This window comes from Georgenia alba (assembly GCF_042665525.1).
GTDB lineage: Bacteria > Actinomycetota > Actinomycetes > Actinomycetales > Actinomycetaceae > Allobogoriella > Allobogoriella alba.
Genome location: NZ_JBHTCQ010000003.1, coordinates 287,241 through 308,109, shown reverse-complemented (window position 1 = coordinate 308,109; position 20,869 = coordinate 287,241). Strand labels below are relative to the sequence as shown.

At 73.2% G+C, this 20,869-nt stretch carries 19 protein-coding genes and 2 riboswitches; of the genes, 13 read left to right on the top strand and 6 right to left on the bottom strand.

Annotation, left to right across the window (positions count from 1 at the left end; translation table 11 throughout):
* Nucleotides 1-24 precede the first annotated feature (24 nt).
* The 4 genes from ACFQQL_RS15335 (at nucleotide 25) to ACFQQL_RS15320 (ending at nucleotide 5,437) form a co-directional block, all read left to right on the top strand.
* The gene (locus ACFQQL_RS15335) at nucleotides 25-1,977 is read left to right on the top strand and encodes an acyltransferase family protein (RefSeq protein ID WP_382395934.1); all 1,953 of its coding nucleotides are present in this window, start codon (nucleotides 25-27) and stop codon (nucleotides 1,975-1,977) included.
* Nucleotides 1,978-2,164: 187 nt separating this feature from the next.
* The gene (gene sucC / locus ACFQQL_RS15330) at nucleotides 2,165-3,331 is read left to right on the top strand and encodes an ADP-forming succinate--CoA ligase subunit beta (RefSeq protein WP_382395932.1); all 1,167 of its coding nucleotides are present in this window, start codon (nucleotides 2,165-2,167) and stop codon (nucleotides 3,329-3,331) included.
* A 15-nt stretch (nucleotides 3,332-3,346) separates the two neighbouring features.
* Complete coding sequence (gene sucD, locus ACFQQL_RS15325) at nucleotides 3,347-4,264, top strand: succinate--CoA ligase subunit alpha (RefSeq protein ID WP_382395930.1); 918 nt, start codon at nucleotides 3,347-3,349, stop codon at nucleotides 4,262-4,264.
* A gap of 129 nt (nucleotides 4,265-4,393) precedes the next feature.
* Nucleotides 4,394-5,437 carry a matrixin family metalloprotease gene (locus tag ACFQQL_RS15320; RefSeq protein WP_382395928.1) on the top strand — a complete coding sequence of 348 codons (1,044 nt, stop codon included), beginning with the start codon at nucleotides 4,394-4,396 and terminating at the stop codon, nucleotides 5,435-5,437.
* Nucleotide 5,438: 1 nt separating this feature from the next.
* Here the strand turns inward: ACFQQL_RS15320 and ACFQQL_RS15315 are convergent, their stop codons facing one another.
* The 3 genes from ACFQQL_RS15315 to ACFQQL_RS15305 all read right to left on the bottom strand — a co-directional run bounded on the left by ACFQQL_RS15315 (nucleotide 5,439) and on the right by ACFQQL_RS15305 (nucleotide 7,022).
* Entirely contained in the window at nucleotides 5,439-5,972 is a 534-nt protein-coding gene (locus tag ACFQQL_RS15315) for a Clp protease N-terminal domain-containing protein (protein ID WP_382395926.1), read from the bottom strand.
* A gap of 65 nt (nucleotides 5,973-6,037) precedes the next feature.
* Nucleotides 6,038-6,250 carry a helix-turn-helix domain-containing protein gene (locus ACFQQL_RS15310; RefSeq protein WP_382395924.1) on the bottom strand — a complete coding sequence of 71 codons (213 nt, stop codon included), beginning with the start codon at nucleotides 6,248-6,250 and terminating at the stop codon, nucleotides 6,038-6,040.
* A 121-nt stretch (nucleotides 6,251-6,371) separates the two neighbouring features.
* Nucleotides 6,372-7,022 (bottom strand): hypothetical protein, encoded by a 651-nt coding sequence (locus ACFQQL_RS15305; protein WP_382395922.1) that lies wholly within the window; start codon nucleotides 7,020-7,022, stop codon nucleotides 6,372-6,374.
* Nucleotides 7,023-7,211: 189 nt separating this feature from the next.
* Here ACFQQL_RS15305 and ACFQQL_RS15300 point away from each other — a divergent pair, with 189 nt between their 5' ends.
* Nucleotides 7,212-8,717 (top strand): cell division protein PerM, encoded by a 1,506-nt coding sequence (locus ACFQQL_RS15300; RefSeq protein WP_382395920.1) that lies wholly within the window; start codon nucleotides 7,212-7,214, stop codon nucleotides 8,715-8,717.
* A 13-nt stretch (nucleotides 8,718-8,730) separates the two neighbouring features.
* Here ACFQQL_RS15300 and ACFQQL_RS15295 read toward each other — a convergent pair whose 3' ends face one another.
* Nucleotides 8,731-9,207, bottom strand: a complete 477-nt coding sequence (locus ACFQQL_RS15295; protein ID WP_382395919.1) for a hypothetical protein — start codon at nucleotides 9,205-9,207, stop codon at nucleotides 8,731-8,733.
* 71 nt (nucleotides 9,208-9,278) lie between these two features.
* On the opposite strand from ACFQQL_RS15295, the gene purN reads away from it, so the two are divergent.
* A complete protein-coding gene (purN, locus tag ACFQQL_RS15290; protein WP_382396154.1) occupies nucleotides 9,279-9,911 on the top strand; it encodes a phosphoribosylglycinamide formyltransferase in 633 nt (210 codons plus the stop codon).
* Nucleotides 9,912-9,915: 4 nt separating this feature from the next.
* A riboswitch (ZMP/ZTP riboswitch) is annotated at nucleotides 9,916-10,006 on the top strand.
* A 79-nt stretch (nucleotides 10,007-10,085) separates the two neighbouring features.
* Nucleotides 10,086-11,729: a bifunctional phosphoribosylaminoimidazolecarboxamide formyltransferase/IMP cyclohydrolase gene (purH, locus tag ACFQQL_RS15285; protein ID WP_382396153.1), complete on the top strand. Its 1,644-nt coding sequence runs from the start codon at nucleotides 10,086-10,088 to the stop codon at nucleotides 11,727-11,729.
* Between the two features lie 18 nt (nucleotides 11,730-11,747).
* Here purH and ACFQQL_RS15280 read toward each other — a convergent pair whose 3' ends face one another.
* Entirely contained in the window at nucleotides 11,748-13,007 is a 1,260-nt protein-coding gene (locus ACFQQL_RS15280) for an NAD(P)/FAD-dependent oxidoreductase (RefSeq protein WP_382395917.1), read from the bottom strand.
* Nucleotides 13,008-13,030: 23 nt separating this feature from the next.
* Here ACFQQL_RS15280 and ACFQQL_RS15275 point away from each other — a divergent pair, with 23 nt between their 5' ends.
* The 3 genes from ACFQQL_RS15275 to ACFQQL_RS15265 all read left to right on the top strand — a co-directional run bounded on the left by ACFQQL_RS15275 (nucleotide 13,031) and on the right by ACFQQL_RS15265 (nucleotide 16,634).
* On the top strand, nucleotides 13,031-13,303 hold the full coding sequence (locus tag ACFQQL_RS15275) for a hypothetical protein (protein ID WP_382395915.1): 273 nt from the start codon (nucleotides 13,031-13,033) through the stop codon (nucleotides 13,301-13,303).
* A 78-nt stretch (nucleotides 13,304-13,381) separates the two neighbouring features.
* Nucleotides 13,382-15,607, top strand: a complete 2,226-nt coding sequence (locus tag ACFQQL_RS15270) for an NADP-dependent isocitrate dehydrogenase (RefSeq protein WP_382395913.1) — start codon at nucleotides 13,382-13,384, stop codon at nucleotides 15,605-15,607.
* Nucleotides 15,608-15,656: 49 nt separating this feature from the next.
* Nucleotides 15,657-16,634, top strand: a complete 978-nt coding sequence (locus tag ACFQQL_RS15265; protein WP_382395911.1) for a malate dehydrogenase — start codon at nucleotides 15,657-15,659, stop codon at nucleotides 16,632-16,634.
* A 65-nt stretch (nucleotides 16,635-16,699) separates the two neighbouring features.
* Here the strand turns inward: ACFQQL_RS15265 and ACFQQL_RS15260 are convergent, their stop codons facing one another.
* Complete coding sequence (locus tag ACFQQL_RS15260) at nucleotides 16,700-17,737, bottom strand: neutral zinc metallopeptidase (RefSeq protein ID WP_382395909.1); 1,038 nt, start codon at nucleotides 17,735-17,737, stop codon at nucleotides 16,700-16,702.
* 102 nt (nucleotides 17,738-17,839) lie between these two features.
* Here ACFQQL_RS15260 and ACFQQL_RS15255 point away from each other — a divergent pair, with 102 nt between their 5' ends.
* The 3 genes from ACFQQL_RS15255 to ACFQQL_RS15245 all read left to right on the top strand — a co-directional run bounded on the left by ACFQQL_RS15255 (nucleotide 17,840) and on the right by ACFQQL_RS15245 (nucleotide 20,740).
* Nucleotides 17,840-18,367 carry a GNAT family N-acetyltransferase gene (locus ACFQQL_RS15255; RefSeq protein WP_382395907.1) on the top strand — a complete coding sequence of 176 codons (528 nt, stop codon included), beginning with the start codon at nucleotides 17,840-17,842 and terminating at the stop codon, nucleotides 18,365-18,367.
* Nucleotides 18,368-18,448: 81 nt separating this feature from the next.
* Nucleotides 18,449-18,535: riboswitch (ZMP/ZTP riboswitch) on the top strand.
* 43 nt (nucleotides 18,536-18,578) lie between these two features.
* Nucleotides 18,579-19,877, top strand: a complete 1,299-nt coding sequence (gene glyA, locus ACFQQL_RS15250) for a serine hydroxymethyltransferase (protein ID WP_382395905.1) — start codon at nucleotides 18,579-18,581, stop codon at nucleotides 19,875-19,877.
* The gene (locus tag ACFQQL_RS15245; protein WP_382395903.1) at nucleotides 19,874-20,740 is read left to right on the top strand and encodes a bifunctional 5,10-methylenetetrahydrofolate dehydrogenase/5,10-methenyltetrahydrofolate cyclohydrolase; all 867 of its coding nucleotides are present in this window, start codon (nucleotides 19,874-19,876) and stop codon (nucleotides 20,738-20,740) included. Before glyA ends, ACFQQL_RS15245 begins: the two co-directional genes overlap by 4 nt.
* The last annotated feature ends 129 nt before the right edge of the window (nucleotides 20,741-20,869 follow it).

The window sequence follows — 20,869 nt, the reverse complement described above, 5'->3', positions numbered from 1 at the left end:
TGACCGGTCGCAACGGAGGCCCGCATGGTGACGCAGGTGCACGAGCCACGCACCCGTCCTCGTGCTGCCACCCGTCCGGTCCGGCAGCCGCCGCGCACCACCCCCCGCAGGCCGGCGAAGCGCCCGCAGCCGCGGAACCGCCGGATCGAAGGGCTCGACGGGCTCCGTGCCCTCGCCGTGACGGCGGTCCTCGTCTTCCACCTCCGGGCCGAGACGCTGCCCGGTGGGTTCCTCGGCGTCGACGTGTTCTTCGTCGTCTCGGGCTTTCTCATCACCACGCTGCTGCTGCGCGAGCTCGCCACCGGACGCATCAACCTCGGTCGCTTCTGGCTGCGTCGTGCGCGCAGGCTGCTGCCCGCGGTGCTCGCGGTCGTCGTCGTCACGGTCCCGGTGGCCTGGGCCGTCAACCCCGACCTGCTCGTCGGCATCGCCCGGCAGACCGTGGGCGCGCTGACCTTCTCCACGAACTGGCTGGAGATCGGCGCCGGGTCGAGCTACTTCGACACCACGGCGCCCCAGGTCTTCGCGCACTTCTGGTCCCTCGCGGTCGAGGAGCAGTTCTACCTGCTGTGGCCGGTCCTGCTGGTCCTGCTCGTGGCGGCCACGTCGAGCGCGCTCACCCGTGCCCGGGTGGCGATCGCCGGCGCCGCGGCGTCCGCCGTCGCCATGGCCGTGCTCGTCACCCCCGGCGAGGACGCCACCCGCGTGTACTACGGCACCGACACCCACGCGTTCTCCCTGCTCGTCGGCGTCGCACTCGCCTTCTGGTGGTCCCAGCCCCAGAGCTTCCTCACCACGGCCACCTGGCGGCGCTGGCGCGGCCCGGCGGCGCTCGTCGCGCTCGCCGGCCTCGTCGGGCTCATGCTCACCCTGCGGGAGACCATGGCGGTCACGTTCCGGGGCGGGATCCTGCTGGCCGCGCTGCTGACCGGAGTCCTCATCGCCGCGCTGCTCGGCCGGGCCGGACCGTTCCAGGCGCTGCTCCGGCTGCCGCCGCTGGAGTGGGTGGGGCAGCGCTCGTACGGGATCTACCTGTGGCACTGGCCCGTCGTGGTGCTGCTGACCCTCCTGGTGCCGACCGCGCACGACTCCGCGCAGCACTGGGTGCTGCGCGGAGTCGCCGTGATCGCCACGCTTGCCCTCGCCGCGGCGTCCTACCGCTGGCTCGAGACGCCGGTACGGACCCACGGGTTCGCCGAGTCACTGGCGCGGTTCCGCCGGGCGCTCGGCGCAGCCGTTCCGTCCCGGCGTGCCGTCGCACGGGTCGCGGCCGGGACCACCGCGCTGCTGGTGGTGCTCAGCGGCGTCGCGATCGCCGTCGCCCCGGAACGGACGAGCACGCAGGCCCAGATCGAGGACGCCGAGGCGCGGATGGACGACGGCGCCCAGGCTCCCGCCGAGGCCGGGCGGGAGCCCGTGGCGCCGGACGGGAACGCGGACTTCTCGATGCCCGCGGGCGACGAGATCACCGCGTTCGGCGACTCGCTGGTGGTGACCAGCGCCGACGGTCTGGAGTACCACCTGCCGGGCATCATGATCGACGCCCGGTCCAACCGGCGGTGGAGCGAGGCGCCGGAGGTGGTGCGGGCGATGCTCGCGGAGGGCACCGTGCGGCGCGCCGTCCTGCTCCACTTCGGGACCAATGCCGGTGTCGAGGACCCGGACGTGGTCCGCGAGGTCCTCGACGCGCTCGGCCCCGACCGGATGGTCGTCATGCTGAACGTCTACGGCTCGAGCCACTGGGTCCCCGAGACGAACGCCACGCTCGAGGAGATCGCCGCCGACTATCCGAACGTCCACGTCGCGGACTGGAACGAGGCGGCCGCGGAGCGCCCCGAGCTGTTGCAGGCGGACCGCGTGCACCCCGGCATCGAGGGGGCGCACCTGTACGCAAACGTCGTCAAGGACGCGTTCGCATCCCTCTCCGAGCAGCTGACCGGCCGGCCGGTCCCGCAGACCCCCGCCGGCGACGGCTGAGTCTCCGGCCCGACGGACTACGGCAGCCCCGGGGGGCACGACGGCGCTCGTTGTGACGGTTCACATACCTGCGGCAGGCTCTCTGGCCCCGCGCAGGCGCTGGGCGATGCCGACGGCGCTGTAGGCTTTTCGCCGGATGTCTCGATGTCGAAACATCGTGAGTGAAGCCAACGGAAGGACTTCAGGCGTGGACCTCTACGAGTACCAGGCTCGTGACGTCTTCGAGAAGCACGGTGTGCCCGTGCTCCGCGGCATCGTCGCGACAACCCCGGCCGAGGCCAGGTCAGCGGCCGAGGAGCTCGGCGGCGGCACGGTCGTCGTCAAGGCTCAGGTGAAGACCGGCGGGCGTGGCAAGGCCGGTGGCGTCAAGCTGGCGCACAGCCCCGCGGAGGCCGAGGCCCGCGCCTCGGACATCCTCGGCATGGACATCAAGGGGCACACCGTTCACCGCGTGATGATCGCGGAGGGCGCGAAGATCGCCGAGGAGTACTACTTCTCGGTCCTGCTCGACCGCGCCGAGCGGCGCTACCTCGCGATGGCGTCCGTCGAGGGCGGCATGGAGATCGAGCAGCTCGCCGTCGAGCGTCCGGACGCGCTCGCCCGCGTCGCGGTCGACCCGATCGTGGGGATCGACCGGGCGAAGGCCGCCGAGATCGTCTCCGCGGCGGGCTTCGCGCCGGAGATCGCGGACGAGGTCGCCGGCGTGATCGAGCAGCTCTGGACCGTCTACGACGAGGAGGACGCGACGCTCGTCGAGGTCAACCCGCTGGTCCGCACCGAGGACGGCGCGATCATCGCGCTCGACGGCAAGGTCAGCATCGACGAGAACGCCGACTTCCGGCACCCCGACCACGCCGAGCTGGTCGACAAGGCCGCGACCGATCCGCTGGAGGCGAAGGCCAAGGAGCTCGACCTCAACTACGTCAAGCTCGACGGCGAGGTCGGCATCATCGGCAACGGGGCCGGCCTGGTCATGTCCACCCTCGACGTCGTCGCGTACGCCGGCGAGCAGCACGGCGTGAAGCCGGCGAACTTCCTCGACATCGGCGGCGGCGCGAACGCCCAGGTGATGGCCAACGGCCTGGACGTCATCCTCGGCGACGAGCAGGTCAAGTCGGTGTTCGTGAACGTCTTCGGCGGCATCACCGCCTGCGACGAGGTCGCGACCGGCATCGTCCGGGCACTGGAGATCCTCGGCGACGCCGCCACCAAGCCGCTCGTGGTCCGCCTGGACGGCAACAACGTCGAGGAGGGACGCACGATCCTCACCGATGCCAACCACCCGCTCGTGACCGTCGTGCCCACGATGGACGAGGCCGCGGCCAAGGCCGCCGAGCTCGCTGCTGCGAACTAAGGACGGAGCACCTACATGTCGATCCTTCTCACCTCCTCCTCCAAGGTCATCGTCCAGGGCATGACCGGCTCGATGGGTCAGATCCACACCTCGCGGATGCTGAACTCCGGGACCCAGATCGTCGGCGGCGTCAACCCGCGCAAGGCCGGCACCTCGGTGGACTTCGAGGTCACGCCGATCGGTCCAGGCGCAGAGACCCGCCAGGGCGGCACCGTCTCGGTGCCGGTCTACGGGACGGTCTCGGAGGCCAAGGAGGCCACCGGCGCCGATGTCTCCGTCATCTTCGTGCCGCCGGCGTACACGAAGGCCGCCGTCGTGGAGGCCGTGGACGCCGGCATCCCGCTCGTGGTGATCATCACCGAGGGGGTTCCCGTCGCGGACACCGCGCAGTTCTTCGCGTACGCACAGTCCAAGGGCGTGCGGCTCATCGGCCCGAACTGCCCGGGCATCATCACGCCCGGCCAGTCGAACGTGGGTATCACGCCGGCGGACATCACCGGCCCGGGCCGCATCGGCCTGGTCTCGAAGTCCGGCACGCTGACCTACCAGATGATGTACGAGCTGTCGGACATCGGCTTCTCGACCTGCATCGGGATCGGCGGCGACCCGGTCATCGGCACCACGCACATCGACGCGCTCCGCGCCTTCCAGGAGGACCCGGAGACCGATCTCATCGTCATGATCGGCGAGATCGGCGGCGACGCGGAGGAGCGCGCCGCGGCGTTCATCAAGGAGCACGTCACCAAGCCCGTCGTCGGCTACGTGGCCGGCTTCACCGCCCCCGAGGGCAAGACGATGGGCCACGCCGGCGCCATCGTCTCCGGCTCGTCCGGCACCGCCGAGGCCAAGAAGGTCGCGCTCGAGGCGGCCGGCGTCAAGGTCGGCAAGACGCCGTCCGAGACGGCCCGGCTCGCCCGCTCGCTGCTGGCCTGAGGTTCCCGCGACGGCGGCCGCTCCCGGACGGGGAGCGGCCGCCGTCGTGCATGTTCCGGCATGGCCGTCCGGCCGGTTTTCGGGGAGTCTGTGTCTGCTATCTTCGACGCGCCGAGCGAGGAGGCTGGCATGGGACGAGGACGAGCAGGAGCCGTCGTGGCCGCCGCCGCGGTCGTCGGGAGCCTGGGCATCGGTACCCAGGCGACCGCCGAGACATCCGCGGCGCCCGACTGCCCCGAGACCGGCGTCGTGACCATCGAGGCGGTCGTCGACGGGCTGGACGCACTCGACTGCGACCTCGCCGGCACACGCCTCGACGCCGGCGGCTTCGGCGTCCCGGTACCGGAGGCCGGCGAGACCGTGACGGTCTCCCTGCTGACCGACGACGGCACGAGCCCGTCGCTCGAGCTCTCCGTGGCCGACGACGGCCTCGTCACGGCCGTCCTCGAGACCACCGGGACGACGCCGCTCGGTCGCACGGTCGAGCGCCTGCAGGCGGGAGCGGCGCCGGACCGCGTGGAGGTCGTGGACCTCTCCGCCGACGCCTCGGCGCACGCCGACGACGTGTCCGCCCAGGCGGTTGGCCGGTGCCGGCTGACCGACAACAACCGGCTGTCCTACCGGTGGACCACCCCGGCCACCTGGCGCCTCAACGTCGAGCGCGTGCCGAACGGCGTCACGCGCACGCAGTGGACCAGTGCTACCCGGAACGCGGTGACGACCATCGAGAACGCCCGCAACAACTGCGGCATGAGCGTGAACCCGACCCTCGACCTGCGCATGCCGGGCACCACTGCGGTGGACGCCGACATCGACGGTGCGTCGAACGCCTGCACGGCGCGGGACGGCCGGAGCGTCATCGACGGCGGTCATCTCACCGGCAGCGTGCTCGGGCTGACCTGTGCCTGGTCCTCGAGCGGGCGGGTCATCGAGGCCGACGTGCGGATCGACCGGTCGGAGCGTCGATGGGTGACGTCCGTCTCGGGGTGCCGGGGGAGTCGCTTCCACGTCGGCAGCACGCTGGCCCACGAGCTCGGCCACGCGGTCGGCCTCGGCCACGTGACCGAGCGCGGCGGCAGCGACCTGACGATGAGTCCCAGCATGCCGCCGTGCAACGCCTCCTCGGCGAGCCTCGGACGCGGCGACGTGCTGGGGCTGCGGAGCCACTACTGAGTCAGGCGGCGTCCGGCCGGGCCTCCAGCGACGCGCGGACCGCTCCGACGTCGTGGCCGGCCAGCACCTCGCCGGCGGGCCCGCCGCCGCGGATCACACCGAGGAGCAGGTGGCGGTCACTGATCTCCTTGTCCTCGAGGCGCAGCGCCTCGCGCAGGGCGAGCTCGAGGGCCTTCCTGGCCGCGCTCGTGAACGGGATGTGGCCGCCTCGGCGACGGCGCCCTCGGCCGGCCCGCTCGAGGGCGCCGTCGCCGAAGATCGCGTCGGAGCTACGGCTGACGGCGTCGAGGTCGATGCCGACGGCGGCGAGTGCCTCGCCGTCGAGCCCGGACCCGGTGGCGATCCGGCGCAGCTGGTTCGCCAGGACCGCCGGGTCGTGCCCGGCCCGGCGCAGGGCCCGGACGGCGGAGCCGTCGGCGCTGAGCACGCCGAGGGCGACGTGCTCGGCGCCGATCCACGAGCACCTCAGCTCGCGGGCCTCCTCCTGGGCGTGGATGACGGCGGTGCGCGCGTCCTTCGTGAAGCGTTCGAACATGTCTCCTCCTGGGGACGGCCGGCTCGTGCCGGTCGTTGACGGGCGAGTCGGTCGAGGTCGTGCGCTCAGCGGCGCCGGCGGCCGTGCTTCTTGTGCACGGCCTGACGGCTCACGCCGAGCTCGGCGGCGATCTCCTGCCAGGACCAGCCGAGGTCGCGCGCCCGCTCGACCTGGAGGACCTCCAGGCGCTCCGCCAGCTCGCGGAGGGCGCGGACCGCACGCAGCCCGGTGGTGGGGTCGGGGCTCTGTGCCGCGGTCGCGGTCTCGGTGACGGTCATGGTGTCAATGTAGGTTGACAACCCGGGTTGTGTCAACCAATGTTGACGAGCGGTCGCGGCCGCGGCCCCCTCGCCGACCGGGCCTCGGGGGCGACCTCGGGCCTCGACCCGCGCGGCGGCGTCAGGCCGACGGTCGCGGCGAGGAGCCGGGGGCGTCCTCGGGACCGCGCAGCAGCACCGAGCGCGGTAGCTCCGGCGCCTCCTGGTCGGGCCGGCGGCCCCACCAGGCGTGGAACACCGCCGGCACCAGGCGGGCGGCCTCGACCCGAGGTGCGGTCCACAGCGGGACGGCACCGTCAGCCGCCCACACCCAGCCGTCGTCGTCCGCCCGCACGACCTGCCGCTCGGCGAGCTTGGTGAATCGTCCGACCCGGGCAGCATCGAGGTCCCGGCGTCGGGCACGACCGGCGTGCAGTCCCGGCGCGAGCTCACCCGGGTCGGGCGCGGCGAGTGAGCCGGCCCCCCATTCCGGTGCGGCGAGCGCGAGTGCCGGGTCGACGGTGTCGACGGCAGCCCCGACCGCTAGACCGAGGTCGGTCCAGTCCTCCTCCCGGTCCTCGGGCAGCCCGAGCCCGAGGCCACCGACCCACACATGCCAGTGCACGAGGCCGTGCTCGGGCCCGCCGTCGACGGTCGTCGGCAGCCGCGAGCGGACGGCGGCGTCCTCGGTGGCCGCGCGCAGATCGGCCGTGCCCCGTGCGGGGTCCCAGAGCACGGCGGTCAGGGTGGGTCCGGCGCGTGGCGCGTCCGGGGCCCGCCGTGGTCGACCCATGGTCCTGGCTCCGTCCCGTCTCGGCCGTCCCGTCCCGGCGCTCTCACGATACTGACCGGGTCCGGCCGTCAGGGCGGGCTGCCGACATGGCGCCGACACGCCGATATCGGGCACCCGCCGGCCACCTGCTGCCGACACGCCGGTGCGGCGCGCCGGTCCCGGGCTCCGCAGGGCCGACGATGGGGAGCGATGGCGACCAGCACGCAGACCCGGCCGGCGCGGGTCATCGACCACGACGTCCCGCGCCGCCGGACCGTGCCCGAGGGATGGCTGCGAGGGCTGGTCAGCGGCGTCGAGGCAGCGGTGCTCAGCTGCCTGGCCGTCGTCGTGCCCGCGGTGACCGCCTACGTGGCCACGGCGGCGGCACCCGCGCTCGGCGAGGCGTCCTGGCAGGCCGCGGCCCGGACCGGGATCTCGCTGTGGCTGCTCGCCCACGGCGGCGAGATGGAGGCCGGGTCCGGCGTGGTGACGGTGGCCCCGCTGGGACTGACACTGCTGTGCGTCGCCGTGACGTACCTCGCGGTGCGGCGCGTCCGGATCGCGGATCCCGTCGTCGGCGCGTTCGCCGTGGGTGGCTATCTCCTCACGGTCCTCGTGGCGTCCTTCCTCGCTCCCGGTGGGCGGCTCGGCGCGCTCCTCGGTGCTCTCGTCGTCGGCTCGATCGGCACCGCGCTCGCCGTGCGGCGCAGCGGCGGGGAGCTGACGATCCCGCGGACACCGCACTGGGTGAGCGACGGCCTGCGTGCGGGCGGGCTGGCACTCGTCGGCCTGGTCGTGGTCGCCTCCGGCCTGCTCGTCGCGGCCCTGGTCGCCGGGTGGGACCGGGTGCGGATGATCCAGGACGCCTACCTGCTCGATCCGGTGAACCTCGTCCTCATGGGACTCGCGCAGCTGGTGTTCCTGCCGACCCTGGTGCTGTGGGCGCTGGCGTGGGCGGCCGGCCCCGGGTTCGCCGTCGGCACCGGGACGCACTTTGCGCCCGGTGAGTCCGTCTCGGCGCCGCTGCCGGCCGTGCCGCTGCTCGGCGGGCTGCCCGAGCCGGGCTCCTCCGGGCCGCAGTGGGTTCTCGCGCTCACCGTCGTGGTCGGGGTCGGCGCAGGGGTGCTGCTCCACCGGCGCCGCGCGGACCGGACGCTCGCGGAGGCGGCGGGGAGTGCGGCGGTCGGCGCCCTCGGTCTGGCGCTCGCCGCGGCTGTGCTCACCCACCTGGCGGCAGGCTCCATCGGCCCAGGACGCATGTCGGAGATGGGCGGTCGGCCACCCGCGGTCGCCGGGATGCTGCTCGTCGAGACGGGCCTGGCGATGGTGATCACCGTGGTGGCCCTGCACGGCCGGACCCGCGCGATGCTCGGCATGGGCGTCCACGCCGCCCGTGGCGGCGTCTCCGGCGCGGCCGGCCGGCTGAGCGAGGCTCGCGCCACCAGGAGGGCGAGGCCCGCGGCCGGGACACACCCGGAATCAGCCCCCGACGAAGGCGCAGCCACGGACGCCGTCGGTGCGCCCTCCGCGGAGACGCCCGGCGAGGCCGCCGACGCCCGGAGCGATCCCGCACGCGCCGACGCTCAGGACGCCGCCGAGGACCACGCGGCCACCGCCGACGACGTCGCGGAGGGCGACGACGACCGGCCGTCCGGCAGCTCGGGCGGCTGGTCAGGCCCGTCCCTCTCGTCGTGGTCGCGCGCCGAGCGCCGCTGACCGCGGGTAGGGCTCAGGAGCGGGCGGGGTCCACCATCATCTGGTCCATACGCTCCTCCAGCGACCGCTCGAGCCGGGCCTGGCACGCGTCGCGAGCCTGCTGGGTGATCGCCGACTCCAGGCACTCGCCGTAGGCCTGGTACTCGCGCCACAGGAGCACCTGGGCCGACGTCGCCATCGCCATGAATCCTGCGACGAGGAGCCCGGCCAGCACGGCGACGGTCAACGCCCCGCGCACCCGGTGGAGCCGGATCCGGACGAGCCCGACGACCCCGAGCGCCACGGAGGCCCCCGCCAGGACGGCCGTCGCCACCGGGACCGGCCACGGCGGCTGGAGGAGGGTGAGGGCGACCACGAGGAGGAGCGACAGGCCGAACAGCCGGGTCGTGCGGATCGCGCGGCGCTGCGCCTCCGGATCGGGCTCGGCGTCCCGGCGTGACTGCCGCGGGGACAGGAACGGGCTGCCTTGCGGCGGCTGCGGGTCGGGCATGTCCCCATCATCTCCCACGGGCGCACTACTCTCGCCGGGTGACCACCACCGAGCCGACCGGCCGTTTCGTCATGCCCGGACGACCCGCACGGCTCGTCGTCCTGGTCTCCGGCGGCGGCTCGAACCTCGCCGCGCTGCTGAAGGCGTGCAGCGACCCCGACTACGGCGCCCAGGTGGTCGCCGTCGGCGCGGACCGGCCCGGCACCGGGGGTGCGACGCTCGCCGAGCGGGACGGCGTACCGACCTTCGTCGAACGCGTCCAGGACCACCCCGACCGGGAGGCATGGGACCGCGCGCTGACCGAGCAGGTCGCCGCGCACGAGCCCGATCTCGTGGTCTCGGCCGGGTTCCTCAAGCTGTGCGGCCCGCGGTTCCTGGAGCGCTTCGAGGGGCGGTACGTCAACACGCACAATGCGCTGCTGCCGGCGTTCCCGGGCATCCACGGCCCGCGCGACGCGCTCGAGTACGGCGTCAAGATCGCCGGTGCGACCCTGTTCTTCGTCGACGCCGGCATGGATACCGGCGTCATCCTCGCCCAGGTCGCTGTCCCGGTCCTGCAGGACGACGACGAGGAGTCGCTGACCGAGCGGATCAAGGTCGCCGAGCGGGCGCAGCTGGTCGAGGAGGTCGGCCGGCTGGCCCGCAACGGCTGGCGGATCGAGGGCCGCCACGTGCACCTCGGCGCGGGGCGCTCCGTTCGCTAGAGTGGTCCGCGGCCGTGACTGGCGCACAGGTGGAGCCCACCACCGGGGAGCGGCCGGAAGTTCCCTGCAGCGCACCGCACGCCTGGGTGCCGGGACCGGGTGCGGCAGCCGCGCGCCCCGACCCGCCGTCGAGCCCCAGGAGCCTCCGTGAGCAGCCAGCCAAGCAGCCCGATCGTGCCCGCCACCGTCGGTGACCGAGTCCCGATCCGACGGGCCCTGGTGTCCGTCTACGACAAGTCCGGGCTCGAGGACCTCGTCCGCGGGCTGCACGAGGCCGGCGTGGAGCTCGTCTCCACCGGAGGGTCCGCCCGCCTGATCGCCGGCCTCGACGTGCCCGTCACCAGGGTCGAGGACCTCACCGGCTTCCCCGAGTGCCTCGACGGCCGCGTCAAGACCCTGCACCCCCGCGTGCACGCCGGCATCCTGGCGGACCGGCGGCGCACGGACCACGTGGCCCAGCTCGCCGAGCTCGACGTCGCACCCTTCGACCTCGTGGTCTCCAACCTCTACCCGTTCACCGAGACCGTCGCCTCGGGCGCCGCGCCGGACGAGTGCGTGGAACAGATCGACATCGGCGGACCCTCGATGGTGCGGGCCGCCGCGAAGAACCACCCGTCCGTCGCGATCGTGACCTCGCCGACCCGGTACGGCGATGTGCTCGCCGCGGTGGCCGCGGACGGCTTCACGCTCGAGCAGCGCAAGCAGCTCGCCGCGGAGGCGTTCGCACACACCGCCGCCTACGACGTCGCCGTCGCGAACTGGTTCGCCTCGACCTACGTCGGGACCGAGGACGGGTGGCCTGCGTTCGCCGGCGAGACCTGGCAGAAGGCCGACGTGCTGCGCTACGGCGAGAACCCGCACCAGGCCGCGGCCCTCTACCGGGACGAGAGCGGTCCGGCCGGCCTCGCCGGGGCCGAGCAGCTGCACGGCAAGGCGATGTCGTACAACAACTACGTCGACACCGACGCCGCGCGCCGCGCCGCGTACACGTTCGACGAGCCCGCCGTCGCGATCATCAAGCACGCCAACCCGTGCGGCATCGCGGTCGGCGCGACCGTGGCCGAGGCCCACGCCAAGGCACACGCCTGCGACCCCGTCTCCGCGTTCGGTGGCGTGGTGGCGGCCAACCGGCCGGTGAGCGTGGCGATGGCCCGGCAGATCGCCGAGGTCTTCACCGAGGTCGTCCTCGCGCCCGACTTCGAGGACGGGGCGCTCGAGGTGCTCCGCGCGAAGAAGAACGTCCGCGTGCTGCGCTGCCCGGACCCGGCGGGTGAGCGGCCGGCCGAGCTCCGGCAGATCAGCGGCGGGATCCTCGTCCAGATGCGCGACCAGGTCGACGCCGCGGGCGACGACCCGCACAGCTGGACGCTCGCGGCGGGCGAGCCGGCCTCACCCGAGGTGCTCGCCGACCTGGCGTTCGCGTGGAAGGCGTGCCGCTCGGTGAAGTCCAACGCGGTCCTGCTGGCGCGCGACGGCGCCAGCGTGGGCGTCGGGATGGGGCAGGTGAACCGCGTGGACTCGTGCCGCCTCGCGGTGGAACGCGCCGACACGCTGGGCGTCGAGGTGGTCTCGGACGTGGACGGCGCCGGCGGTGCCGAGAACCAGGCGGGGGCGGCCGCCCCGCGGCGTTCCCGGGGCGCGGTCGCCGCGTCCGACGCGTTCTTCCCGTTCCCGGACGGGCTGCAGGTGCTCATCGACGCCGGCGTCACGGCGGTCGTCCAGCCCGGCGGTTCGGTCCGCGACCACGAGGTGATCGCGGCCGCGCAGGAGGCGGGCATCACGATGTACCTCACCGGGACGCGCCACTTCTTCCACTGAGGTCGTCCGCGACCGCGGTCAGGTCAGCACGGCCTTCTTCAGCGGGGTGCCGACGTCCGCCGCGGCACCCGGGTCGAGGCCCGGCGTCGCGCCCCCGGCGAGGAGACGCCGGAGCGGTCCGACGTCCCGCGGCCGGTCGGCCGTGAATCCGGCTACCAGCCGCGGCGCGGGTCCCGAGTCGTCCACGACGAGGGCCGACCACTCCCGCCCCGCAGGGTCGCCGCGGTACAGCACGCGCAGGTCGTCCCGTGGCCGGCCCACCAGCGCCACGTCCCGGCCGAGCTGGGTCGAGAAGACGTACGGCGCCGGGGTCGGCGGCACCTCGTCCCCGACGAGCGCGGCCACGAGTGCGGCCGGGTGGGTCAGGGCCGCGTCCCAGTGCCCGCCCGGCACCGTGCCGAGGCCGGGCGTGGTCATCTCGGCGCAGTCGCCGACCGCCCGGACCGACGGTGGTCCGCCCGTGACGCGACCGGCGGCGTCCACGGGGACCGCCCCGGTCGGGGTGGTCGGGAGGGCACCGGCGAGCCAGTGCGTCGCCGGGCGGACACCCGTCGCGGCGAGCACCACGTCGGCCGCCAGCACCTCCCCGTCCACCAGCTCGACGGCACCCGGCCGCACGCCGCGGACCGGCGTCGAGCACCGCAGCTCCACGCCGGCCTCGGCGTACCACGGCACGGTCTGCGCCCCGACGACGGATCCCACCTGCCGCTCCAGCGGCACGGCGGCCGCCTCGAGGACGGTGACGTCGCAGCCCCGCGCGGCCGCCAGCCCGGCGACCTCGGCGCCGATCCAGCCTGCACCCACCACGAGCAGCCGCCGGCCGGGGCGCAGGGCGGCACGCAGCGCGGCGGCGTCCTGCGCCGTGTGGAGCGTCCGCACGCCGTGCCAGCCGGGCGGGGTCACCGCGTGCGCCCCCACGGCGAGCACGAGGACGTCGGCACGGTAGGTCCGCGGGCCCGTCCCGTCCGGTGCCGCCACGTCCACCTCGGCGCCCGCACCGTCCGCGCGCAGCCCCACCGCACGGTGCCCTAGGAGCAGATCGTCGGCCAGCTCCGTCAGGTCACCGAGGCCGTCGGTGGCGAGCCACGCCGGCTCCGTGCGGCGGAACAGCTCCTTCGACAGCGGCGGACGGTCGTAGGGCGGCACGGGCTCGGTGCCGACCACCCGCACCTCGCCGTCGAAGCCGCGGGCGCGCAGCTCGGCGACGGTCCGCAGGCCGGCCAGGCCGGCACCGAGCACGAGGACGGAGCGCGGGAGTGGTGAGACGGGACCTGGCACGACGCCACGGTAGCCTCGCCAGCGTGGTGAGCAGGCGCGGGTGGCGGACGTGGGCACTGATCGGCGTGCTGGCCACCGTCGTCGCCGTGCCGCTCGCGGCCGTCCTGGTCTCGCCGACGCTCGCCGTCCTGGTGCTCGCGCTCGCCGTCGCGCTGGCGGGCGGCTTCCGGGCCGTCGCGCCGGAGGACGCGATCCCCGGCGGACGCTCGCGCACCTTCGACGTCGTGTTCCTCCTCGCGCTCGCCGTCTCCCTCGGGTACCTCAGCCGGTGGGCCGACGCCACCTCCAGCGGCTGAGGCCACTCGTTCGCCACCGCTCGGGCGAGATATCTTGATGTCGAGCAAACGTCGACCGAAGACAGGATGCGTCACTCCATGGCCACGATCATCTACACCCACACCGACGAGGCGCCCATGCTGGCGACCCACTCGTTCCTGCCGATCATTCAGGCCTACGCCAGCGCCGCCGGGGTGGACGTGGAGACCCGTGACATCTCTCTCGCCGGCCGCATCATCGCGCTCTTCCCCGAGTACCTGACCGAGGGCCAGCGGATCGCGGACGACCTCACCGAGCTCGGCGAGCTCGCCAAGACGCCCGAGGCCAACATCATCAAGCTCCCGAACATCAGCGCCTCCGTGCCGCAGCTCAAGGCCGCGGTCAAGGAGCTGCAGGGCCAGGGCTACGCGCTGCCGGACTACCCGGACGAGCCGTCCACCGACGAGGAGAAGGAGATCCGCGCCCGCTACGACAAGGTCAAGGGCAGTGCGGTGAACCCGGTGCTGCGCGAGGGCAACTCGGACCGCCGGGCGCCCGCGTCGGTGAAGGCCTACGCGCGCCGGTACCCGCACTCGATGGGGGAGTGGGCCGCCGGCACGAAGACCCGGGTGGCCACCATGAGCGGTGACGACTTCCGCTCCAACGAGCAGTCCGTCGTCGTCCCGGCCGACGACACCCTGACGATCCGGCACATCGCCACCGACGGCACGACGACGACCCTCAAGGAGTCGGTCCCGGTGCTGGCGGGCGAGGTCGTGGACGGCACCGTGATGCGGGCGGCCGCGCTGGACGCCTTCCTCGCGGAGCAGGTCGAGCGTGCGAAGGCCGACGGGGTGCTGTTCTCGGTGCACCTCAAGGCCACGATGATGAAGGTCTCGGACCCGATCATCTTCGGCCACGTGGTGCGCGCCTTCCTCCCGGGGCTGTTCGAGACCTACGGCGAGCAGCTGCACGCCGCCGGCCTGAGCCCCGACAACGGCCTCGGTGGCATCCTCGCCGGCCTGGACGCGCTGGAGCCCGAGGTGCGGGACGGCGCGCGGGCTGCCATCGAGCAGGGCCTCGCCGACGGCCCGGACCTGGCCATGGTGAACTCGGACAAGGGGATCACCAACCTCCACGTGCCCTCCGACGTCATCATCGACGCCTCGATGCCGGCGATGATCCGCGCCGGCGGGAAGATGTGGGGGCCCGACGGCGGGCAGGCGGACACCCTCGCCGTCATCCCGGACTCCTCCTACGCCGGGGTCTACCAGGCGGTCATCGAGGACTGCCTCGCCAACGGCGCCTACGACCCGACGAGCATGGGCTCGGTCCCGAACGTCGGACTGATGGCCCAGAAGGCCGAGGAGTACGGCAGCCACGACAAGACCTTCCAGATCGCCGCGGCCGGCCGGGTCGAGATCGTCGACTCGGCCGGTGCGGTGCTCGTCGCGCACGAGGTGGCGCCCGGAGACATCTGGCGGGCCTGCCAGACCAAGGACGTCCCGATCCGCGACTGGGTCAAGCTCGCCGTCACGCGCGCCCGCGCCACCGGTGCCCCGGCCGTGTTCTGGCTGGACCCGGAGCGGGCCCACGACCGCAACCTCATCGAGAAGGTGCGGACCTACCTGCCCGAGCACGACACGCAGGGCCTGCAGATCGAGATCATGTCCCCGGCCGAGGCCACGCGCTTCTCGCTCGAGCGCATCCGCCGCGGCGAGGACACCATCTCGGTGACCGGCAACGTCCTGCGCGACTACCTCACCGACCTGTTCCCCATCCTCGAGCTGGGCACGTCGGCCAAGATGCTGTCCGTCGTGCCGCTGATCAACGGTGGCGGGCTCTTCGAGACCGGCGCGGGCGGCTCGGCACCCAAGCACGTCCAGCAGCTCGTCGAGGAGAACCACCTGCGCTGGGACAGCCTCGGGGAGTTCCTGGCGCTCGCGGTCTCCTTCGAGCACCTGGCCGGCTCGACCGGCAACGCGCGGGCCCAGGTCCTCGCCGACACCCTCGACAAGGCGACGGCGACGCTCCTGATGGAGGACAAGTCGCCCAAGCGCAAGGTCGGTGAGATCGACAACCGCGGCAGCCACTACTACCTCGCGCGCTACTGGGCCCAGGAGCTCGCCGCGCAGAGCGTCGACGCCGAGCTGGCGGCGGCGTTCGGACCGGTCGCGCAGGCGCTCGTGGACGGCGAGGAGACGATCAACGCGGAGCTGCTGGGCGTCCAGGGCTCGCCGGTGGACATCGGCGGCTACTACCGCCCGGACGGCGAGAAGGCGAGCGCCGTGATGCGGCCCTCGGCCACCCTGGACGAGGCGCTCGCCCGGCTCGGCCGGTCCTGAGCACCTAACCTGAGACCGTTTCTCCCACACCCCACGAAGGAGTGCGTCGATGACCGTCAACGTCACCGTCACCGGTGCAGCCGGCCAGATCGGCTACGCCCTGCTGTTCCGCATCGCCTCGGGGCAGCTGCTCGGGCCGGACACCCCGGTGCGGCTGCGGCTGCTGGAGATCCCGCAGGGGCTCAAGGCCGCCGAGGGCACCGCCATGGAGCTCGACGACTGCGCCTTCCCGCTGCTGGAAGGCATCGACATCTTCGACGACCCGAAGCGGGGCTTCGAGGGGGCGAACGTCGCGCTGCTCGTGGGGGCGCGTCCGCGCACGAAGGGCATGGAGCGCGGTGACCTGCTCGAGGCGAACGGCGGGATCTTCGGCCCGCAGGGTGAGGCCATCAACGCGGGTGCGGCCGACGACGTGCGGGTCCTGGTGGTCGGCAACCCGGCGAACACCAACGCGCTCATCGCTCAGCGGCACGCGCCGGACGTGCCGGCCGAGCGGTTCACGGCGATGACCCGGCTCGACCACAACCGGGCGCTGAGCCAGCTCGCCACGAAGACCGGTGCATCGGTCTCCGACATCGCGAACCTCACGATCTGGGGCAACCACTCCGCGACCCAGTACCCCGACGTGTTCCACGCCACCGTCGCCGGCCGGCCGGCGTCCGAGCTCGTGGACCAGTCGTGGCTGGAGGACGACTTCATCCCGACCGTCGCCAAGCGGGGCGCCGCCATCATCGAGGCCCGGGGCGCGTCCTCGGCGGCGTCCGCCGCGAACGCTGCCATCGACCACGTGCACGACTGGGTGAACGGCACGCCGGAGAACAGCTGGACCTCGGCCGCGATCGTCTCCGACGGCTCCTACGGCGTGCCCGAGGGCCTCATCTCCTCGTTCCCGGTGCGCGCGAGCGGCGGTACGTGGCAGATCGTCCAGGGGCTGGAGATCGACGAGTTCTCGCGGGGCAAGATCGACGCCTCCGTCGCCGAGCTGGTCGAGGAGCGCGAGGCCGTGCGCGGCCTCGGCCTGATCTAGCCGCACCACGCTCGGCGGCGCCCCCGGGTCTGGAGGCGCCGGTCGCCCGGGAACGCGACGCGGCCCTACTCGAGCGTGCTGGCGTCGCGGGCCGCCCAGGGGTTGCACTCGTACGTCGTGGGGCGCACGTCCTCGCCCGGGTCGTCCGAGGGGTGCCGCCCCCAGTCGAACCAGCCGGCGATGTTCGCGTCCGTCCCGTGCTCGCGCAGCTCTCCGGGCCGGTCGCCCGCGTGGCTGTTGTTGTCGTAGGCGGCGTCGGACATGGCTTGGGAGATCGAGCCCCGCCCGACGCTCGTGCCGTAGAACATCCCGGAGAAGCACCATGCCTGGAGCTCGAGCTGGCGGGAGAGCAGCTGTCCCTCCGCCGAGTCCCATCCGGCGACCTCCCGGCGAGCGGCGTACCCGGCGCTCACGCCGATCTGGTTCTGGATGTGGTGTCCGTACTCGTGCGACAGCACGGCGAGCGCGTGGCCGGCGCCGTACTGGGCGATCGTGCTCATCGAGTCGAACGGCATGACGATCGTCTGGTCCTCGCCGCAGTAGAACGCCTCCCTGCCGGTCGTGTTGGTCCCGCACGCGCCGTCGTAGTCGGCGCTCCGGGCGCCGGCCCAGAGGCCGGGAGGCTCGAGCTCGATGTCGAACCGCGCGAGCGTGTCGCGCCATGCCCGGGTGTGGCAGCGGATCGCCTCGGCGTAGAAGCCCTCCGCGGCGGCCGGCCCCATGCTCCACGCGGGCAGGTTGCACTCCACGGCGTCGATGCCGACGCCGATCTCGAGGGTGACCGGGTTCGCCCCGAGCAGTTCGTCGGACGCGACGGGCCCGGACACGTCGGGAGCGGTGGGCTCGGGCGAGCTCGGGCCCGGCGTCGGCGTCGGGGTCTGCGTGGGCTCCGCGGACGACGTGCCCTCCGGCTCGCCGAGCGGACCGGTCGGGGCAGGTGCGTCCGGCGCGTCGAACGGGTCGTCGTTCGGCGTGGGCAGACAGCCGCCGAGGCAGACGGCCGCCACGAGCGCCAGCACCGCCGACGTCGTTCGTCTCGTCCGGGTCTCGCGCGTGGTCGTGGCCTTCCGCGTGGGCGGTGCGGTCCGTGTCGCCGGCGTCATCGCATCCCGTCCACGGGTGCCCTCCTCTGCTTGCTGCTGAAGTCTGGCACGGGGCGTCGCGTCATGGGACGAGAGCCGGCGCAGGGATGCCAGACTGAGCCCATGGACGACGTCAGGATCGACCTCATCACCGCTGAAGGCGCGGGCGAGCTCCTCACCGTGCGCCGGGCCGCGTTCGTCACGGAGGCGCAGCTGTACGGCGACCCGAACCTGCCCGCCCTGACCCAGACGATCACCGAGCTGGTCGCGGATATCGAGCGCGCCGACGTCGTGACGCTGGGGGCCTGGATCGGGCCGCGGCTGGTCGGCTCGATACGGGTGGAGCTGGAGGCCGAGAAGGCGACCCTGGGCCGGCTCGCCGTCGTCCCGGACCTGCAGGGACGCGGCATCGGCACCAAGCTGCTCATGTCCGTGCTGACGTACCTGCCCGAGCAGACCAAGGAGGTCTGGGTCTTCACCGGCCAGGACTCCAAGCAGAACCTCGCGCTGTACGCGAAGCAGGGGTACGAGCACCAGTTCGACCAGCACACCGGTGACCTGACCTACGCCTACCTCCGCCGCATCCTCGGCGAGGACGGGCCCGAGGCCGACGAGGTGCTCGGCCGCCTCGACGACCGCGACTCCGCCTGACGAGGAAGGCGGCTCGGCCCACCTAACGATCTTCCGAACCGCGGAACGCGCTGGACGGCCGAGGGCGTCACGCGTGTACGCTGGCGACGTCGCGACTGGCGCGGGTGGGGCACCACCGGGGAGCGGCACACAGCAGGACCCCTGAGGTCGTACGCCTGGGCCGAGGGTCACGGACGAGAGTGCACGTGTGACCTTCGAAGGGACTTCGACAGTGAGCCAGACGACCACGAGGATCCCGGTGCTGGACCAGTCGCTCGCCGATCTCGACCCCGAGATCGCCGCCGTCCTCGACGGCGAGCTCGACCGGCAGCGCGGGACGCTCGAGATGATCGCCAGCGAGAACTTCGTGCCGCTCGCCGTCCTGCAGGCGCAGGGCTCGGTGCTGACCAACAAGTACGCCGAGGGCTACCCGGGCCGCCGGTACTACGGCGGGTGCGAGCAGGTCGACGTCGCGGAGGGGCTTGCCATCTCGCGCGCGACCGAGCTCTTCGGTGCGGAGTACGCCAACGTCCAGCCGCACTCCGGCGCGCAGGCGAACGCGGCCGTGCTGCACGCGCTCGCGGACCCGGGGGACAAGATCCTCGGGCTCTCCCTCGCGCACGGCGGCCACCTGACGCACGGCATGAAGATCAACTTCTCCGGCAAGCTGTACGACGTCGCCGCCTACGGGGTCGACCCCGAGACGCACCGCGTGGACATGGACATGGTCCGCAGGGCCGCGCTCGAGACCCGGCCGAAGATCATCATCGCCGGATGGTCCGCCTACCCCCGCCAGCTCGACTTCGACGCGTTCCGCAGCATCGCGGACGAGGTCGGCGCCTACCTGTGGACCGACATGGCGCACTTCGCCGGTCTCGTGGCCGCGGGGCTGCACCCGAGCCCGGTGCCGGTCTCCGACGTCGTGTCCTCCACCGTGCACAAGACCCTCGGTGGTCCGCGCTCCGGCTTCCTGCTCGCGCGCGACGCCGAGCGGTTCGGCAAGAAGCTCGACTCCGCCGTCTTCCCCGGCCAGCAGGGCGGTCCGCTCATGCACGCGGTCGCCGCGAAGGCCGTCGCGTTCAAGCTCGCGGCGGGTGCGGAGTTCGCCGACCGGCAGCGCCGCACCCTCGAGGGTGCGCAGATCCTCGCCGAGCGCCTGTCCGCCCCCGACGTTCGCAGTGCCGGGGTCTCGGTCCTCACCGGCGGGACCGACGTGCACCTGGTGCTCGTGGACCTGCGGGAGTCGACGCTCGACGGCAAGCAGGCGGAGGACCTGCTGCACGAGGCCGGCATCACCGTCAACCGCAACGCGGTGCCGAACGACCCGCGTCCGCCGCGCGTGACGTCGGGGCTCCGCATCGGCACCCCTGCGCTCGCCACCCGAGGGTTCGGCGCGGAGGAGTTCGAGGAGGTCGCCGACATCATCGCCACGACCCTGCGCGACGCGCTCGCCACCGACGTGCCCTGGATGCGGGCACGCGTCGAGCGGCTCACCGAGAACTTCCCGCTCTACCCCGGAATCACCGCATGAGCGCCCGCATCATGTCCGGCCGGCCCGTCGCCGACGCCGTGCTGTCCGGCCTCGGTCCGCGCATCCAGGCGCTCGTCGACGCCGGTCACCGGCCGGGGCTGGGCACCATCCTGGTCGGGGACGACGAGGCGAGCGCCGGGTACATCCGGATGAAGATGGACAAGGCCACCGAGCTGGGGCTGACGTCCCCGCACATCCACCTGCCGCAGGACGCCACGCAGGAGGATCTCGTCGCCGCGATCGGCGAGATGAACGACGCCGACGACGTCGACGCGGTCCTCGTCCAGCACCCGGCGCCGCCGCAGATCGACTTCGACGCCGCCATGGTGACGCTGGACCCGGACAAGGACGTGGACGGCCTGCACCCGACCAACATGGGTCGCCTGGCGCTCGGGATGCCCGGTCCGGTGCCATGCACCCCGGCGGGGATCGAGGCCCTGCTGGCGCACTACGAGGTGCCCGTGGCCGGGCACGAGGTCTGCGTCCTGGGCCGGGGCACGACCCTGGGCCGACCGCTGGCGCTGCTGCTGTCGCAGAAGCGCCCGACGGCGAACGCCGCCGTGACGGTGGTGCACACGGGTGTTCCGGACTGGCCCGAGTACACCCGCCGGGCCGACGTCGTCATCGCGGCGGCGGGCGTGCCGGGGATCCTCAAGCCGGAGCACCTCACGCCGGGCGTGACGGTGGTCGGCGGCGGCGTGAGGTACGAGGGCAAGAAGCTGCTTCCCGACGTCGACGAGTCGTGTGAGAGGGTGGCAGGGGCGATCACGCCACGCGTGGGCGGTGTCGGACCGACGACGATCGCGATGCTCTTCAAGAACGCCGTGGAGTGCGCGGAGCGTCGGGCCGGGCTCGCCGCGTAACGTCGCGTTGCCGCCGGCCCGCCTAGGGGCCGGCGGACGACACGATGTCCGGGACCATCCGCGGCTCTGCGCCGCTCCCGCCAGACCCGCCAAGCCCGGACCATCGTGCCGTCCACCGGCCGGGGCGTG